This is a genomic window from Gracilibacillus sp. JCM 18966 (genome assembly GCF_055392695.1).
Genome location: NZ_AP043883.1, coordinates 211,484 through 228,510, shown reverse-complemented (window position 1 = coordinate 228,510; position 17,027 = coordinate 211,484). Strand labels below are relative to the sequence as shown.

The 17,027-nt window shown below is 37.6% G+C and carries 15 protein-coding genes and 1 riboswitch; of the genes, 10 read left to right on the top strand and 5 right to left on the bottom strand.

Features of this window, described 5'->3' with window-relative positions; genetic code table 11:
- Positions 1–300 precede the first annotated feature (300 nt).
- Together ACZ5N5_RS00985 and ACZ5N5_RS00980 are read left to right on the top strand one after the other, a co-directional pair.
- Positions 301–633 carry an ArsR/SmtB family transcription factor gene (locus tag ACZ5N5_RS00985; protein WP_054861039.1) on the top strand — a complete coding sequence of 111 codons (333 nt, stop codon included), beginning with the start codon at positions 301–303 and terminating at the stop codon, positions 631–633.
- Positions 633–3,164, top strand: a complete 2,532-nt coding sequence (locus ACZ5N5_RS00980; RefSeq protein ID WP_464373082.1) for a heavy metal translocating P-type ATPase — start codon at positions 633–635, stop codon at positions 3,162–3,164. The genes ACZ5N5_RS00985 and ACZ5N5_RS00980 overlap by 1 nt, the downstream gene beginning before the upstream one ends.
- A 54-nt stretch (positions 3,165–3,218) precedes the next feature.
- Here ACZ5N5_RS00980 and ACZ5N5_RS00975 read toward each other — a convergent pair whose 3' ends face one another.
- The 3 genes from ACZ5N5_RS00975 to ACZ5N5_RS00965 form a co-directional block, all read right to left on the bottom strand.
- The gene (locus ACZ5N5_RS00975; RefSeq protein ID WP_054788558.1) at positions 3,219–3,803 is read right to left on the bottom strand and encodes a PepSY domain-containing protein; all 585 of its coding nucleotides are present in this window, start codon (positions 3,801–3,803) and stop codon (positions 3,219–3,221) included.
- A gap of 101 nt (positions 3,804–3,904) precedes the next feature.
- Positions 3,905–5,260 (bottom strand): HAMP domain-containing sensor histidine kinase, encoded by a 1,356-nt coding sequence (locus tag ACZ5N5_RS00970; protein ID WP_054788559.1) that lies wholly within the window; start codon positions 5,258–5,260, stop codon positions 3,905–3,907.
- Positions 5,257–5,937 (bottom strand): response regulator transcription factor, encoded by a 681-nt coding sequence (locus ACZ5N5_RS00965; RefSeq protein WP_277678937.1) that lies wholly within the window; start codon positions 5,935–5,937, stop codon positions 5,257–5,259. The genes ACZ5N5_RS00970 and ACZ5N5_RS00965 overlap by 4 nt, the downstream gene beginning before the upstream one ends.
- Before the next feature lie 166 nt (positions 5,938–6,103).
- Positions 6,104–6,204, top strand: a riboswitch (SAM riboswitch).
- Positions 6,205–6,313: 109 nt separating this feature from the next.
- On the opposite strand from ACZ5N5_RS00965, the gene ACZ5N5_RS00960 reads away from it, so the two are divergent.
- Positions 6,314–7,417, top strand: a complete 1,104-nt coding sequence (locus tag ACZ5N5_RS00960) for a 5-methyltetrahydropteroyltriglutamate--homocysteine S-methyltransferase (RefSeq protein ID WP_054788560.1) — start codon at positions 6,314–6,316, stop codon at positions 7,415–7,417.
- Positions 7,418–7,604: 187 nt separating this feature from the next.
- Here ACZ5N5_RS00960 and ACZ5N5_RS00955 read toward each other — a convergent pair whose 3' ends face one another.
- Together ACZ5N5_RS00955 and ACZ5N5_RS00950 are read right to left on the bottom strand one after the other, a co-directional pair.
- Positions 7,605–9,089, bottom strand: a complete 1,485-nt coding sequence (locus ACZ5N5_RS00955; protein WP_464373081.1) for a methyl-accepting chemotaxis protein — start codon at positions 9,087–9,089, stop codon at positions 7,605–7,607.
- 117 nt (positions 9,090–9,206) lie between these two features.
- The gene (locus ACZ5N5_RS00950) at positions 9,207–10,037 is read right to left on the bottom strand and encodes a MurR/RpiR family transcriptional regulator (RefSeq protein WP_054788564.1); all 831 of its coding nucleotides are present in this window, start codon (positions 10,035–10,037) and stop codon (positions 9,207–9,209) included.
- A 189-nt stretch (positions 10,038–10,226) separates the two neighbouring features.
- Between ACZ5N5_RS00950 and ACZ5N5_RS00945 the strand changes: the two genes are divergently transcribed.
- The 7 genes from ACZ5N5_RS00945 to ACZ5N5_RS00915 all read left to right on the top strand — a co-directional run bounded on the left by ACZ5N5_RS00945 (position 10,227) and on the right by ACZ5N5_RS00915 (position 16,577).
- Positions 10,227–11,099 (top strand): cell division protein FtsQ, encoded by an 873-nt coding sequence (locus tag ACZ5N5_RS00945; protein ID WP_109983036.1) that lies wholly within the window; start codon positions 10,227–10,229, stop codon positions 11,097–11,099.
- Positions 11,099–12,787, top strand: coding sequence for an ABC transporter ATP-binding protein (locus tag ACZ5N5_RS00940; RefSeq protein ID WP_464373080.1), 1,689 nt, complete (start codon positions 11,099–11,101; stop codon positions 12,785–12,787). Before ACZ5N5_RS00945 ends, ACZ5N5_RS00940 begins: the two co-directional genes overlap by 1 nt.
- A complete protein-coding gene (locus ACZ5N5_RS00935) occupies positions 12,771–13,580 on the top strand; it encodes an energy-coupling factor transporter transmembrane component T family protein (protein ID WP_277678940.1) in 810 nt (269 codons plus the stop codon). The genes ACZ5N5_RS00940 and ACZ5N5_RS00935 overlap by 17 nt, the downstream gene beginning before the upstream one ends.
- A gap of 24 nt (positions 13,581–13,604) precedes the next feature.
- The gene (locus ACZ5N5_RS00930) at positions 13,605–14,375 is read left to right on the top strand and encodes a PHP-associated domain-containing protein (RefSeq protein ID WP_464373079.1); all 771 of its coding nucleotides are present in this window, start codon (positions 13,605–13,607) and stop codon (positions 14,373–14,375) included.
- Between the two features lie 214 nt (positions 14,376–14,589).
- Positions 14,590–15,459 (top strand): nucleotidyltransferase-like protein, encoded by an 870-nt coding sequence (locus ACZ5N5_RS00925; protein WP_109983032.1) that lies wholly within the window; start codon positions 14,590–14,592, stop codon positions 15,457–15,459.
- Between the two features lie 347 nt (positions 15,460–15,806).
- Positions 15,807–16,004, top strand: a complete 198-nt coding sequence (locus ACZ5N5_RS00920; RefSeq protein ID WP_054861032.1) for a hypothetical protein — start codon at positions 15,807–15,809, stop codon at positions 16,002–16,004.
- Between the two features lie 93 nt (positions 16,005–16,097).
- Positions 16,098–16,577 (top strand): spore coat protein, encoded by a 480-nt coding sequence (locus tag ACZ5N5_RS00915; RefSeq protein ID WP_109983031.1) that lies wholly within the window; start codon positions 16,098–16,100, stop codon positions 16,575–16,577.
- The last annotated feature ends 450 nt before the right edge of the window (positions 16,578–17,027 follow it).

Sequence of the window (17,027 nt, the reverse complement as noted above, 5' to 3'; positions counted from 1 at the left end):
ACACTAATTGTAGCTACACTGTCATTTCATTCAAACAACCACTCTTGCTGAGTAGCATTTAGGATGGTTATTTTCTAGTCGCTCCCTTAGGCTGTGCACTTACCGTTGTTGTTCCCGCACCAGACGGTTTGATGTTCTATTCTTAATCATATACCCGATTTTCAGCATTTAAACAATAACAGAGTCAGCTATTTGATTATCTCTTAATTTATTTTAGTGATCTATTTTTTGACACACATATTAGAAAATGCTAATATGATATCACATATTAGTCAAAACTAATATATAAGGAGGGAGCATATGAGAACGATTGATGTGGATACGAAAGTGAAATTTTTACATGGATTTTCTCATAAAACACGAATTCAAATACTTGATTGCATAAAAAATAAAGAAAAAACGGTATCACAAATTGTAGATGATATTGCCACAAGTCAATCGAATATTTCACAACACCTTGCATGTTTAAAAGGTTGCGGCATAATTGTTGGAAGACAGCAAGGAAAATATATCTATTACAGCTTGCGTAACCAGCAGGTCCGTGACTTGCTGTCGATGTTTGATGAAGTCTTGTTGGATGTTCAAAATGAAGTTGCTTCTTGTGAAAATCATATAAAAGGAGGCCATTGCTAATGGCCGAAAAATGTTGTAGCAGTTCACAAACAAAGAATTTAGCAAAGCCTTGTTGTCATACACAGTTTGAAGAAATGACGACACAAGTGAGTGAAATAGATTCATGTTGTAGTAGTGAAGAGAAAGCTATAAATGAAGAAGATGAATGTTGTGGTCACACAAAAGATCAAGAAACGACTGCATGCTACAGCAGTGAAATTGAAGAAGCTCCAAGCATGTTAACAAACGTCCATGCTGAAAGGAAGGAATTTCGTATTTACGGCATGGACTGCCCGTCTTGTGCGTTAACGATAGAAAAAGGACTGAGTGGTCTAAAAGAAGTCCAAGAGGCAAAGGTAAATTACAGTACAGCAAAATTACAAGTGCTTGGTTCTTTTAATCAAGTTGAAGAAACCGTCCAAAAGCTAGGTTTTACGGTTGAGCCATTACATCAAAACGAAAAATTAAGAACATATCTTGTGGAAGGCATGGATTGTGGAAGCTGTGCTCAAAGTATAGAAAATCACTTAAATAACATTCCTGCAGTGAATAGTGCAAGTGTCAGTTTTTCTACAGGAAAAATGAAAGTCGAGCATGAAAACAGTGTAGCGGATATCGTTTCAGAGATTTCAAAGATTGGTTACCATGCATCATTACTAGAAAACAATACCGATTCCAAACAAGCAATGAAATCAAAAGGGGAATTTGGCTCTATTACCATTTCTGGTATATTCATTGTAATGGGATTTATTGGCACTCATACTGTATTACCTCCATTTCTAACAACGATTTTTTATGCTTTGGCAATCGTAATCAGTGGATATAAACCTGTAAAAAGTGCTTATTTTGCTGTGAAAAGTCGTTCACTAGATATGAATGTATTGATGTCCACTGCTGTGATAGGAGCAGCAATGATTGGGGAATGGTTTGAAGGGGCCACGGTTGTCTGGTTATTCGCATTAGGGACTGCCTTACAGAATCTATCTATGGAACGCACGAGAAAATCAATTCGAGGCTTGATGGATCTTTCTCCATCAGAAGCTTGGATCAAGATTGGTTCAGAGCTTGTTAAAAAACCTGTCGATCAAGTGTCTATTGGGGATATTATCGTCGTCAAGCCTGGTGATAGAATTCCATTAGATGGGGAAATGCTCCAAGGTGAAACAAGCGTCAACGAAGCACCTATTACAGGGGAGTCTATCCCTATTGATAAAACAGTTGGTGATACGGTTTATGCTGGTACGATTAATGAGAGTGGTTCCATTGAAGTAAAAGTGACGAAGGTGATAGAGGATACGACGATATCTAAAATTATTCATTTAGTAGAAGAAGCACAGGAACAACGAGCACCTACCCAGGCATTTATCGATAAATTTGCAAGCATCTACACTCCGGTCGTATTTGCTGTTGCACTAGCTGTTATTGTTCTACCACCATTAGCTGGCATGGGTAGCTGGAGTGAGTGGGTGTATAAAGGTCTTGCTTTATTAGTGGTGGCATGTCCATGTGCGTTAGTTATCTCTACACCGGTCGCGATCGTTTCGGCTATCGGTAATGCGGCGAAGCACGGTGTATTAATTAAGGGAGGAACGTTTTTAGAAAAAGCAGGGGCTTTAAAAGCAATTGCCTTTGACAAAACTGGGACATTAACGGAAGGTAAACCACAAGTTGGAGGGATATCGGCTTACACGGCTACAAGAGAAGAACTATTATCTATTGCCTATACCTTAGAAGATTACTCTACACATCCAATTGGAAGAGCGATTGTGCATTATGCTAAGGAGAACGGAATTCAAACTAAAAAAGGAGAACAATTTAAAAATATTGTAGGAAAAGGTGTCCAAGCAACAATAGATGGCAAAGTGTATTACGCTGGAAATACGAAGCTATTTGAAGAGCGGAATATATCTCTGGATTCGGTCAAAAATGAATTGGAAGAGATACAGATTCAAGGGAAAACGGGTGTCATTATCGGCACAGAAACAGAAATAGTAGGGGTAATCTCTGTTGCTGATACTATTCGAAAAGCAACGATTAATGCCTTGAATGGTTTAAAAAATGTAGGCATAAACCATGTCGTTATGCTGACAGGAGATAATGAAGGTACAGCAAAAAGGATCTCGAAAGAAGCCAATGTAAGTCGTTATTTTGCGGAATTAATGCCAGAGGATAAGGTGGATGCTATCAAACAATTGCAAGAAGAAGGCTACAAGGTAGCAATGGTAGGCGATGGTATTAATGATGCCCCTGCATTAGCCACATCCGATTTAGGAATTGCTATGGGTGGTGCAGGAACAGATACCGCTATGGAAACAGCAGATATCGTGTTAATGGCGGATAATTTAGAAAAATTACCACACACGATTAAACTAAGTAGAAAAGCTTTAGCCATTATTAAACAAAATATTTGGTTTTCCTTAATAGTAAAATTCATCGCATTAGTTTTTATCTTTCCAGGATGGCTTACACTGTGGATGGCAGTACTAAGTGATACAGGCGCAGCGGTCCTTGTCATCTTGAATGCTTTACGACTATTAAGAGTGGAAGAATAATAGAAGAAGGCTTCCCATTATAGGGAAAGCCTTCTTTTTCATCTAACTTAGTATTTAATCATCCAGCTCGTCTTTTGAAATAGAGATTATATCACCAGTATAGGCATCGATTTCTAGATCGACCTCTTCGGATTTTGTTTGTACCTCAATTTCGTATACACTTTTGCCATCATCTTCATCTAGTTCAAAATCGGTAATCGTGCCATTGTATTCTTCGAGTGCTATCTTTTTCGCCTCATCATAAGAGATGAGAGTGGTTTGCTTAGTGGAATTAGTCTCCTCTTTGTTATCGGAGGAGGTATTATTTTGTTGCTCCTCCTTTGATTTTGATGAATTAGTATTTGATGAGTTAGCAAGTTTCTTTTCTTCTAGCTTTAAAATTTCGCCAGTCTCTGCATCTAAATGTAACTCATAGTACTTATCCTGACCTTCTATTTCAATTTCATAGACCTTTTTGTTTCCATCTTCCTCTAACTCTAATTCCTTAATCTCACCCGCGTATTGTTCTTGGACCTTTGCTTTTGCTTCTTCTTCTGATAAGTAGGCACTGGCAGGGCTTGACGTGAATTGTAGAATAGCAAAGATACCGCCTATTAAAATGACCCCAGATAGAATAAGATAAAATGTTTTGTTTTTCATATAACCACTCCTCTAGTTGATATACTTCGATTATATTCGTTCAAACTGAGTAGCTAATGAGAGAAAAATGAGAATTTGATGAGAAAATGCAGTGTGTTATCTCATTTAGGCAAATGAATCGTAAAGGTGGAGCCTTCGTTTAGTTCACTTTCAATCGTAATCGTACCACCATGTGCTTGAATAATCGAATGACAAATGGCAAGTCCAAGCCCTGTTCCACCTGACTTTCTGCTTCTTGCTTTGTCAACCCGATAAAACCTGTCAAAGATATGTTGTTGGTCCTCTTTACTTAGACCTTCCCCGAAATCCTTGACGGAAATCGTAAGCTCAGTTGGCCCTTCCTTTACTTGAAGGTGGATATCGCTATCACTATACTTACACGCATTGTCCACTAAAATATAGATTGCCTGATAAATCTTCTGTTTATCCGCACTAATTTCTGTATTCACTTGATCCGTATATAAAATAATCTCTCGATCGTAAGCGACAGACAAGGAGCGAATAATGCTTCGGATAATGGATGATATATCCACAAGCTCAAAACGAATGTTTTCCTGCTCTTGATTTTTAGCTAGAAGAAGCATTTGCTCGGTTAATTGCTTCATTCGCTCTGCCTCTGAAAGAATAGCATTTGTTGCCTCCTCCCAAAGTTCTGGGCGATCCTTTCCTCGTCTTTGTAATAACTCGGTATAGCTTGTGATCACAGAGAGTGGTGTTTTTAATTCATGAGAAGCATCTGAAACAAATCGCTCTTGTTTTTCGATATTTTCGTAAATGCGATCAATCATCTTATTATAGGAGAGTTGCATTTCTCCGAGTTCATCCTTTGTGGAATGGAGATTCGTAAGCTTTTCCCATCTTCCGTTTTTCGGATTGTTTTTCATTTCATTCGTTAACTTTTTAATAGGAATCGTGATATATCGAGCGAGCACAATGCCTGCAATAATCGCAGGAATCAGCATGAAAAAGGATGCAACAAATAAAACGAATTGAAGTGTGCTTAAGGTATCATCCATCGAATACAATGCTTCACTTACTTGAAGTGTTACGACAGAGCCATCATTCCAAATAATCGGTGTGGCGACTTGCACATAACTGTTGCCATTTTTATCTTTACTTAACGTGATCTCTTCTTTGGTTGTATAGTGATAGGGCCAGTCAAAGAATTTACCGTCTGCTGTTGTTCGGTTGAGAAATTCCCCATCTTCTCTAAAAATCCGAATCAATCCATTGGCTGGAAGAAACGCCTGCAGTAGTTCCTTTGTATTCGTGTCGGCTGCAATCTTATCCTGCTTGGCAAGTGCCTCCATAATTTGAATGGCATCGCTTTTGACACGATCGATTTCATTCTCACTCATCCTATTCTGGTAAAGAAAATAGACAGATCCATTTAACAGCAAAATAAATACAATCATTAAAGCAGATAAGAAAATTTGTATTTTCGTTCGTAATGTCATAGCGCAGAATCCTTTACCGTATAGCCTACGCCTCGGACTGTATGAATCGTGTTTTTATCGAAAGGCTTATCGATTTTATTTCGTAAATATCGAATATAAACATCTACGACATTCGTGTCGCCAACATAATCAAATCCCCATACCTTGTCTAACAACTGATCACGGCTAAATACTTGGTTTTTATTTTCGACTAAAAAACAGAGAAGGTCGAATTCTCTTCGAGTTAACTCGATAAAGGAATCCCCGCGTTTTACATCTCTCGAATTTTTATCAACTGTTAAATCATCGATACTGACGAAGGAAGTGGATCGAGGCTTTTGATTTCGTAATTGTGCACGGATTCTTGCTAAAAGTTCCTCTAATTGAAATGGTTTGGTAATATAATCATTTGCTCCAAGGTCAAGTCCTGATACCTTGTCATGCACTTCATCCTTTGCGGTTAAAAGAATAACAGGGGTAGATGGGTCTATTTTTCGGAATCGTCGAAGTACTTCCAATCCACTCATACTTGGAAGCATAATGTCTAGTAGTACTAGTGCATATTTATTTTGTTGCAATAGTTCTAATGCTATTCTTCCGTCAGGAGCAATCGTTGTTTGATAATCCTCATATTGTAATTCGAGCTCTAACACTCGTGCTAATTTTTCTTCATCTTCTACAATTAAGATCTCCGTCATGTGTTCACCACCTTATTCTTTAATATAGCATATGGAAAAATATCTGCCCATCCTTTTTCATAACCTTAGTATTTTCATCGGTTTAATCAAAAATAGAAATTTCCATAAAAAATGTTGACTTTTTCCAAAGGGTAAGTTAGCATTGATAATATCAATTAAATAACGATTCTTATCCAGAGAGGTGGAGGGACTGGCCCTTTGAAGCCTCAGCAACAGACTATTCCAAGTACTGTGCTAATTCCAGTAGCGATCGCTAGAAGATAAGAAGAGCAGTGAGTAAAAGTATAAACCTCTTCTTATTTTTAAGAAGAGGTTTTTTGCGCGTTGGAAGGATAAGATTCGGGATTCTAAAATACATATGGAGAGAGGTAGAAAAATGACAACTATTACAAAAACAGCACCATTTCGCGCCGACCATGTTGGTAGTTTATTAAGACCAGCATCCTTACATGAGGCAATCGCCAAATACCGAAAAGGAAATCTTCCCTATGACGAGTTAAAAGAGATTCAAAGATCTGAAGTGAAAAGAATCGTCGATAAGCAGATTGAAGTAGGTTTAACAGCTGTAACTGATGGGGAATTCCAGAGACTATGGTGGCATACGGATTTTATGGAATACATCAATGGGGTAGAGGGCTATGTGCCAGAGCAAGGCTATCAATTTGCTAACCAAGTAACCGATGCGTATAATGTGCGTTTAACAGGCAAGGTTTCTTGGAATGAAAACCACCCATTTATTGAGGATGCTAAATTCCTAATCAAACAAATCGACGGAAGAGCCGTACCGAAGTTCACCATTCCAAGTCCTAACCAGTTCTTCAATACTGGAATTATTGGAGAAGAGTACTATGCAAGCTGGGACGAGTTTGCAGAAGATATTATTAAGGTATATCAGGATGCTGTGAAAGCATTTTATGATGTAGGTATCAGATATTTACAATTTGACGATGTTTATATTGCTGGTTTATCGTCTCCGAATCTACCATTTGCTGAATCAGATCAAGATAGACAATCCCTGATTGATCTTGCATTAAAGGTAGTAAATGGTGTGCTTGAGGTGAAGCCTGAAGATATGCAAATTACGACACATCTATGTCGTGGGAATTACCGATCTGATTGGGCATTTTCGGGAAGCTATGATTTGATCGCTCCTACTTTATTTGCCAAGGAAAAGGTTGATGGATTTTTCCTTGAATATGATGATGAGCGTTCCGGAGATTTCCAAGCATTAAAGCATATTCCGAGAAATGGGGCAAAGGTTGTTATAGGGGTATTTACTTCTAAAAATGGAGAGCTTGAGGATAAAGAAGAGATTAAAAGAAGAATTCAAGAGGCATCCGAATTTGTACCACTTGACCAAATTTGCCTTAGCCCACAATGTGGCTTTGCCTCCACTCACCATGGAAATGAGCTGTCTGAAGAACAACAATGGAATAAATTAAAATATATTGTAGATATCTCCAAAGAAATCTGGGGATAAAGAAAAAACATCGCTCCAGCCAAAGGGGCGATGTTTTTTAAATACGTTAGGAAAGCTTAAAATTTATAGCAACGAAGCGAAAATTTTGAAGTCCAACGTATAAGAAAAGCTAACGCATTCGCTAAAAGACGAGCGAATGCGAGTTTTACTAATATTTAAACTAGGTAGGAAGTAATTTTATGGTTTATTACAAGGTTCCGATATTTGTACGTAATGAGTTAGTGTCCTCTACGGTTTCGCTTAATAGTTTGGCAATTTCTTGATTACTTTCTGTCAGGATCGTAATCGTTGCACTCATTTCTTCTAAGCTAGCAGATGATTGTTGAATAATCGCTGCTAGATCATTGGTGGATGATTCTACGCCATTAGATTGCTGCTGAACATCCTCGGCAAGCATGGTGAAGTTTTGTAAGGCACTGTTTAATGTTTCAATCGTTGATGTGAGATCCTCGAAATAACCAGTAACCTCGTTCGATATTTCCATTCCATTAACAAAATTAAGCATGCTTTCATCCATTTGGTTTACGGCTGAATTATTCGACTGGTTCAAGGAAGCGAGGTTCCCGGTAATTTTCTCCGTTGTTTCTCCCGTTAAATCAGCAAGCTTACGAATCTCATCCGCTACGACAGCAAAGCCTTTTCCAGCTTCTCCAGCACGTGCTGCTTCAATAGAGGCATTTAATGCTAGTAGGTTCGTTTGTTCGGTAATTTCTTTAATGTTGTCTGCAAATTGATTCGTTTCTTTAATCTTTTCGGTTAGTTCGGCAAAGGTGCGACTTAGCTGACCAATCGTTTTCTCTAATGTTTCGTTATGGTGATTTAATGTATCCATCTTTTCTTTTCCGGTAGCGGCTAAACTACTTGCTTTGTTCGAATCCTCATATAAGCTCTGGGATGTTTGATGTACGATATCAATATTTTGACGTGTGTCATTGGTAGCGTCTGATATGTTCGAAATCTGTTCCGCCTGTGTTTGACTGCCTTGCGATATTTCTTGAATGGTCGTATTTAGTTCATTTTGTGCGTACACATTTTCTTGTAATTGTGTGTTAATGGTGGTAATTTTTTCTAAGATAGTCGAAATGGAGCTTTCAATGAGTTGATTCTGCTCTTGCTTGGAGTTGTTGTGTTGCTGAGAAGTTTGCAATAACTCGGTAAGCTGCTCCATTTGTCCATTAGCCATCTTGATCACAAAATGAAAAATAAGAAGAATTAACAATTGGATAAGGACCGTATATTGAAAAATCTGCATCATTTCTGTATTAGAAGGGTCCATTCTAATAAAGTTGTAAGCAATCACAACGATCCCTAACGAGTATCCAGTATAAAAAATCTTCTTGTTCATATGGATCGCAGAGAAGATATTTAAAAAGATAACAATCAGAAATAGGGCAGAGGTAGCACCATTTAATGCAATATAAACTAGGTCTGAAAGATAGAAAATTACGATAAAAATATAAGGCAAAAGAAATGCCTTCTGATCGAATTTTTTAAAGCTGAAATAGATTAGGATAATAAGAGCTAATTGCACCCCATAAAAAATAACTGATAACGTGACGTTTTGTAGGATGGATAGTATCAGCCCAGCTATCAACGAGATCCCCATCGTAAGGAACATTAGCGTGTTCTTGTGCTTGAGGTCATTTTGTTTCATCGATTGTATGATTTCCATGATTGTGATTCCTTCCTTTGCTATTATGTTACTAATTGTCTATCTATAGTATAAGTTCATAGGTTAAAAGTATCAATATATTTTTGTGAAAATTGTCTTATTTTTTAAAAATATGGTCTATCGTGGTAATTCCTTCTCATACTTTTTCCTCAAATCAGACAAATGCTCTAGCTTTTTGATATTATCCTGTTTATTTTCCATTCCGAGTGCAAGGACAAGGTTTTCGACTAGTAGTGTCGGGGCAATCATGGAATGAAATTCATTAACATCGCCTCTGCTTGCAAACAATGTCATGGTGGCAAGAGAGGTGAAATCCGCGATCAGCTGATCTGTGATTAATAGACTGTGATAATGGATTTCTCTTTGATAGGATAGTAAGACCTTTGCCTCTGGTAAGAGTCTCGTAAAGGCAAAAATAATAAGGAGATCCTCTCTTTTTAAATGGATCATATCTTCAAAAAGCTCATTGCCTTGATTTCGAATGAGTTGAATGTCCATGCCGAACCTCGTCATTCGATAGACTAGTAATTCTCCTAATCCCTTTGAAGGACCTAGAGCGAGCACTCTAATTCTTCTCGCACGTCTTAGTAGAGAAATAGCTTGCTTAAATTGATCGGATTCTAGGTGGTCGATGGTTTCCTGCAATAGCCCGATACTTTTTTCCATCGTTAAATATAGATTCGATGCACTGTCGGTTATTTTTACCTTTTTGATTTTTCCTGCTGGCGAGACTTCTAATTCATGTCTTATCGCTGTTTTAAAGCTTTTTAGATTTTGGAAGCCGATCACACGCCAGAATCTTGAAACGGTGGCAATACTGACACCTACCTCCCTTGCAATTTCTTGCTCTGTTGAAATTAGAACATGCTGGATATGCTTTTGAATATAATTCGCTATTTTTACTTGGCTTTCGGTGAATGTGTGCTCATTCCAATCAAAATTTATCATTAAATGCTCCCCGCTCTCTATCCTTTTTTCTCATCGTATCAAATAAAGAATGACTTTCTGCTTATGTGAAAGAAAATTTACATAATGATAAAAAAAGTTAACAAATTTACACGTAATTAACCTTGGCGAAAGATTAGATTAACAATGTTTCTTTACAATGAAGGTATCCATTAAGAGGAGGTTAGAAAAATGAGTACTATAGAAGAGCGTTACACTTTAACGCAATCCCAAAAAATGATGGTGTTTATTTTGTCGATGTCCTTGTACGGGCTATCCAATATGATTACAGAGCTAGTACCAAGTGCCTATTTAGGACCGATCGAGTTTTCGATTGAATATTTCGCTTTTATTCCATTAACATTATGTATTTTGTTCCATCCTTTATATGCGGCGATTGGTGCATCGTTAGGGGAAGTGATTTTTGGGGAAATTATGCTCGGTCAATTCGGAGGATTTGGTGAACTGGAGAAGTTTATTGCTTTCTCGTTGGCGATGTATATCGCAGGTACCTTTGTCCGTGATCCTAAGAACAAGGTTCAGGTTGGTATCGCAGCAATGCTAGGTGTTGCCATTCATCAGGCCATAAGTGTAACAGTAGATATATTAAAGGTCTGGATTGGTGTCGAGGAATTAGAGGCAGTGCCAGGCTTAGCAGAGAGTGTGGTTATCGTAGAGGGCTTTGCTTTCTTCAATGACCTATTATTCTCGGGTATTTTATTTGCCCTTATCCCTACCGTTTATTTAGTACCAAGATTGTATGGGAAAATAGAACCATTACTAGGAATGAAGCCTCGTGATCGGAATGACAAGTATTCCTTAAAGGAAATTATCGGTCTACGACTTGTCGTCCTTGCCGTTTTCTTAGCGATATCTGCCTTCTTCTTCGAATATTTATCTGAATCTGACTTCAATATGGAATGGGAAGCAGACTTTTTAGAAATGTTTGGTGAATGGTATATATGGGTGAGTATGGCAGTAGCGGCAATGGTTGCAATCATCACTATCGTCGTAATGCTACGTAAGAAAACAAATTGGAATGATAAAGAAAAGAAGGTATCTTAATGATCGAAATAAATGATGTAACCTTTCAGTATCCAGGTGCGGACAAGCCTGTACTTCGTAATGTGTCTTTACAGATTGATAAGGGGGAGTTTGTTGCCATTCTAGGTGGAAATGGGAGTGGAAAGTCTACCCTATGTAAATTGATCAATGGGTTGATTCCACATTATTATGTTGGAGATTATTCTGGTGAGGTAGTTGTCCATGGATTAAAAACGTCAGAGCACAAGGTAGCAGCCCTATCTCAGCATGTTGGCTATGTTTATCAAGATTTTGAAAATCAAATCGTCAGCCCAAGGGTGATAGAGGATACCTGCTTTGCGCCATTGCATTATGGGTTTGCCGATTATAAAGAACGAGCATACAAGGCGCTCGAATTAGTAGGTTTATTAGAAAATGAGAATGACTTTATTTGGCAGTTAAGTGGTGGGCAAAAGCATTTGTTAGCATTAGCTAGTGTTTTATCACTAAACCCAGAAATAATTATTATCGATGAGCCCATTGCCCAGCTCGATCCCCAGCATGCAAAAGAGATCTATGAAATTTTAAAGTATTTAAATGAAGAATTAGGCAAAACGATTATTGTGATTGAACACCATACCGAATTTGTAGCCACCTATGCGAAGGAAGTGGTGTTAATGAATCAAGGCTCGATTCATTTTAAGAAACCAGTAAAGAACGCATTAAATGAGGTGGATTTATTACTACAGCATCATATTTATCCTCCACAAGTAACACAAGCGGCACATACACTGGATGTTCGTCAGCCGCTACCAATTACACTAGAGGAGGCCTATCCATTGTTTGATAAAGTGAACAAGGAGGAAAGCTCTCTCCCCACAAAACCGTGGGATCCTCAGCCATTAGTCACTTTTAATGAGGTGTGTTTTTCTTATAAAACGATTAAGCGGGAGAAAAAGCGTGTGTTACATGAGATTGATTTTACGATAAACGAAGGAGATTATGTCGCTTTAGTCGGAAATAATGGGGCAGGCAAATCCTCCCTGATGCGTTTAATGACAGGGCTTGTCAAACAAGAATCTGGAGAGGTGCTAGTTGCTGGGAATGATACTAAGCGTACATCACCAGAGTTCTTGGCAGAGCTCGTTACTTATATCCATCAAAACCCTGAGCAAATGTTCATTGATGATTCTGTACAGAAGGATATCGGATTTTATATGAAGGCAAGAAAAATACCTCACTATGAAGCAAGAGTACAGGAATTAATGGAGCAGTTCGAATTAGTTGAACTACGACAGAGAGATAGCAGGTTGTTAAGTGGTGGACAACAGCGAAGAGCCTCACTCGCCATTGGTGTTGGGATGAATCCAGAAATCATGCTATTGGATGAGCCGACTACCAATCTTGATATTGCAACAAGAAAGCATATTTCGAGGTTTCTTGATCAATTAAAGCATCAATTAAAGGCCGTTGTCATTGCCACACACGATATGCAGCTTGCTTGTGAGTTTGCTAATCGAATCGTCGTCATGCATGAAGGACGGATTATTCATGATGGTGATCGGGAATCTGTTTTTGAGAATTATAGATTGTTAGAAAAGGCGGGATTATCTGCCCCACAAATTTATGAGCTCTCCCGTGGATTAGGATGGGAACAGCCAGTCTATACAGTAGATGATTTTGTACAACATTATCAAAAGAAGGATGTAAAAGATGGACTATACGCGTAAATTTACAGAAAAGCTGTCGGTAGAGCAAGCCAAAATTGAATTATTAAACATTGCTTATGGGAATGGCGACACTTTTTTTGCGAGATTGGATCCCCGTACGTTATTCCTATGGTATTGTTATTTTGGCATTGCTCCATGGTTTATTCATCAGGAATATATTTTGATAGGCATGCTTGTCTTTATGGTCATTACAACATATATAGCAAAAGTTAGTCCATTGATTATCGTGATATTATGTCTCGGGCTACTTGGGCAAGGTGGTTATTTGTTAATTATTGCTTTATTTTTTGGCGGGAACTTAACCACGATGCTACCACTCTTGATTTTAACGACAAAACTTTCTGTCATTACATTAGCAAGTGTGACCGTATTTTGCTCCATGAATCCCGATAAGCTGAGCAATGGTTTATTAAAGATTGGTGTGCCTGGCCAGGTATCATTTAGTATTGCTTATGGCTATCGAATGCTTCCATCGTTATTGGAGGAATACCACCACGTATTTCAATCCTTCCGATTACGCGGGAAAGCACCAGATAAAAAAGGCTTTCTCTTTATTCGGTCCATCGCCTATTTTGTTAAGCTCGCTGTTCTTTCTTTTTATCCATTGCTCCTATCCACAGCGAAAAGGGCGAGAACGACGGTAGAAGCCTTAGAAACGAAAGGAAGTATGTATGGCTTTAATCACCCCGAGGTAAAACGATTAAAGCTAGAAGAATTACAAATGACTCGGAAGGACTATCTTTTTTTAATCGGTTCATTTCTATACGTCGTTTGTTTATTTATATTTTTGTAAAAATCTCATACAGGAGTTGTCTAGATGATCATTGATTTTCACAGTCATGTTAAAATATCCAAAAAATCGAGCTTCATGCCAGAATATTTCCAAGAAATGATGTGTGAGGCAAAGAGTAATGGCTTGACGGCACTTGCCATGACAGAGCATTTTAATACAAGTCGCTTCTATGAAATTTATGATTATTTAAATCATCATTTTTCTTATCAGCATGGTTATTATGATATAGAAGGGTTGAAGCTTTTTCCTGGAATCGAGGTCGACGTCAAAGAAAATGGACATATTTTGCTGATCGGCGATCGAGAAGAAATTCTTTATATAAGAAGGGAGTTAAACAATCATTTAGCAGAGGATAAGTTTATTTCCTTTCAAGCCTTAATGGATCTAGCGGATTCTAAAAAAATTCTTAAGATTGGTGCACATCCTTTTCGTGACAGTACACCACTTGCTAGAAATGTGGGATATGAGGAGTTAACGCGCTTAGATGCCCTTGATTTGAATGGGAAGGACTTGTTTGCAAAAGGAGTTGAAGCATGTAGCACTGAGCTAAAGGCACTTGCAGATCAAATTCATCTACCTATAGTAGGTGGAAGTGATACTCATCAGTTTTTACAGTATGGCTGTATCGCAAATGTTTTTGATAAAGAGTGTCATTCCGCAGCAGATTTAAAAGAAGCGATTCAGGAAGGGAACTTTCACTATTCGATTTCTGAGCAATTACCTTTAAAGGTAAAGGCAGCTACACTTGTGAAAAAATATATGAAGAAAACAATCAAAGAATCCTTAACGGTTTAAAGGCTTACCTCGTTGTAAGTCTTTTTTTATACGTTTTTGCAGGAAGTAAAGCGATGTAGCAAATACCGAGTTTGTCTAATTGGAAAAGGATGATTGAGGTAAGAAGAAGAAGGGTAAATAAAAAGCAATTTTTAAAATATTTTGAAAATGGAAAAGGGATTCGCTGTCTTTATAGCGAAATAAAATAGTACAAAAGACTGAAGGAGGAGTATGCTTGGAGGACATTTTACGACCGATTTATCAGGAAAGAGCCAGCAATGACAACACATTAGGCATTCTGATAATGGAAAGGAATGAGGAAGTTAGCCCAGAAACAGATAATTTTGATTCGATTCTGTTAGTGATTGTAGAAGATTTAGCAGAGAACTGGTTAGTAAAGCATTATGAACATGAGCAGAAATCTGCAGCCTTACATATTATCGATCGCAAGCTTTTGGAGGAATGGATCGATACGAGCTCCTATCGTCGAGCGATAGAGTGGATTATTGATGGACGAGTTATATATGATAGAAACTTATATGTAAAAAATTTAAAGGAGAGTCTAAATGCTTTTCCTGAAGACAAACGTAAGTTAAGGCTCACGATAGAATTTTCCAAACTAACAAGAAGCTATAGTGAGGCCAAAAATTTGCATGGTACTGGTGATAATTTAGATGCATATAGCCGATTGTTACGATCTTTACACTATTTAGGCAGAATCGCAATTATCGAAAGGGGCTACTATCCTGAGGTAATGGTCTGGAGTCAGGTGAAGAGAATAGATCCGGAAGTGTATAAGTTATATGAAGAATTAATTCGAAGCACAGAAGAAACGGAAAAACGAGTGGCCCTTATGTTAATTGCCATTGAATTTTCGATAAACAGTAGACTGGATAGCTGTGCGGAGCATTTAATGGAATTGTTATCGACTAGAGAAGAGCCTTGGGGGTTTGGTGAAATAAAAACCTTGCCGGAAGTGGAGCCATATACTTATAACTTAGTTAGCTTGATCGAATATTTAGTAGGGAAAGATAAGATTTCCGTTGTATTAGAGAAAACGAAAGGGAATCAAATTTATCATCGTAAATATCAAGTGAAGAAATAAAGGCTTGTAGAGGGAGTAGCTGCTTTCTCTACAAGCCTTTTTTGTACGTTAGGAAAGCATTAAATTTTTGCAGGAAGTAAAGCGACGAAATGAAGTCCAAATAATAAGAAAAGCTAATGTATCCGAGTTTTTCTAATTTGGGAAAAGAACCATAGAGAAATAATGACCCATTGCTTTGAAATCTCTGTTACTCGCCCTTACTAAAAAGCGAAGGTGTACATACTGTACTATGGAAGAAATGAAAGCAATGTAGGAAGCAATAGCAAATGAAATAGGCTATCTGCAGGCATCATACTCACTTATAATCCTAGAAAAACTACCACGGGTTCATTAGAGGAGGTGATAGTGTGAGTAACGATGATTTTAAAAATGTTTCTTCTCAAATCATCGATATGTTAGTAGGCGCAACGCTTAAACGTCATAAAGTTCAACTAGATGGTAGTAGCCTATCAGAAGAAGAGAAAGTACAGCTAAAAGAGCTTGTAGAAGAATTAAAACACAATGTTCAAACACTTCAAAAAAATGCAAAAAAAGATGAAGAGTAACCATTTTTGATGAAGATGTATCAATAGATTCGCCTTCTCCAATTGTTGAACTGCGTCATATGTTAGTAGTATATCAAGGAAGGGATTGATCATATGAGAGATGTACAATATTTGAATAGTAGACCTGTTTATAATACAGGTAGAAAACCTGCTGCAAAAAAATGGAATGCACTAGACCCTAAGTCTTGTCACCCGTTTGATGATTCTGATACGCAAGATGGAAACCAAGAAATTAAATCTGTTCAACATTCCTTTGAAACCATTGTGGTAAAGGATTCTTGTGATGTAGAAGTTAAAACAACCGACACGCAAGCTGCAATTAATGTTCAGGTTGGTTTGCAAGCAGCGATTGCTTTGATTCTTAGTATCTCTATCTTGGATGGGGATAAGGCTGACAAAGTTTCTCAGGACTTATTTGAAAAAATTAAGTCTAGTCAAGTAAATAAACAACACACTTATATTGAGAATTCTCGAGGTGTAAAAGTTTCTACAAATGACACGGATATTGCGGTTAATGCTCAAGTTCTATTACAAGTATTAATTGCATTGATTGCTCGTTTAGACATTCTATAGTAGGAGAGCAGTCTATTTTCTATCATGTCTATTTCTATTATGTAGAAAAATAAGGGGATCAACCAATCATTAATTGTAGGGCATTGAATAGAGGGGTTTAGGAAGGGCAGAAGATATCTTTCTTCTGTTCTTTTTTTTGGATGTACAAGCAATTTAAAATTATTAGGGAAAAGAATGAACATATTGCCTAAAGCTGCATATGATGTGGAAGTGTCCTCTTTCTTGTATAATTTTAAATTTAATGTTGACATGGATTTTGAACCATGTTACATTTATATCTGTCGCTTAAACGGCGTCACCATTTTATTGGGAAATCACATAAAAAAACATTCAGAAAATGTATTGACAATATTATGTGATGATGATATTATGTAAAAGCTGTCGCAAAAAGACGGCGAACATTGATCATTGAAAACTGAACAAAACAACCAGTACAAAAAAGTAAGAACA

Bases quoted from the DNA above. Each gene is read 5' to 3' on its own strand.
- ACZ5N5_RS00985 (WP_054861039.1), top strand. From the start codon at position 301: ATGAGAACGATTGATGTGGATACGAAAGTGAAATTTTTACATGGATTT.
- ACZ5N5_RS00980 (WP_464373082.1), top strand. From the start codon at position 633: ATGGCCGAAAAATGTTGTAGCAGTTCACAAACAAAGAATTTAGCAAAG.
- ACZ5N5_RS00975 (WP_054788558.1), bottom strand. From the start codon at position 3,803: ATGAAAAACAAAACATTTTATCTTATTCTATCTGGGGTCATTTTAATA.
- ACZ5N5_RS00970 (WP_054788559.1), bottom strand. From the start codon at position 5,260: ATGACATTACGAACGAAAATACAAATTTTCTTATCTGCTTTAATGATT.
- ACZ5N5_RS00965 (WP_277678937.1), bottom strand. From the start codon at position 5,937: ATGACGGAGATCTTAATTGTAGAAGATGAAGAAAAATTAGCACGAGTG.
- ACZ5N5_RS00960 (WP_054788560.1), top strand. From the start codon at position 6,314: ATGACAACTATTACAAAAACAGCACCATTTCGCGCCGACCATGTTGGT.
- ACZ5N5_RS00955 (WP_464373081.1), bottom strand. From the start codon at position 9,089: ATGGAAATCATACAATCGATGAAACAAAATGACCTCAAGCACAAGAAC.
- ACZ5N5_RS00950 (WP_054788564.1), bottom strand. From the start codon at position 10,037: ATGATAAATTTTGATTGGAATGAGCACACATTCACCGAAAGCCAAGTA.
- ACZ5N5_RS00945 (WP_109983036.1), top strand. From the start codon at position 10,227: ATGAGTACTATAGAAGAGCGTTACACTTTAACGCAATCCCAAAAAATG.
- ACZ5N5_RS00940 (WP_464373080.1), top strand. From the start codon at position 11,099: ATGATCGAAATAAATGATGTAACCTTTCAGTATCCAGGTGCGGACAAG.
- ACZ5N5_RS00935 (WP_277678940.1), top strand. From the start codon at position 12,771: ATGGACTATACGCGTAAATTTACAGAAAAGCTGTCGGTAGAGCAAGCC.
- ACZ5N5_RS00930 (WP_464373079.1), top strand. From the start codon at position 13,605: ATGATCATTGATTTTCACAGTCATGTTAAAATATCCAAAAAATCGAGC.
- ACZ5N5_RS00915 (WP_109983031.1), top strand. From the start codon at position 16,098: ATGAGAGATGTACAATATTTGAATAGTAGACCTGTTTATAATACAGGT.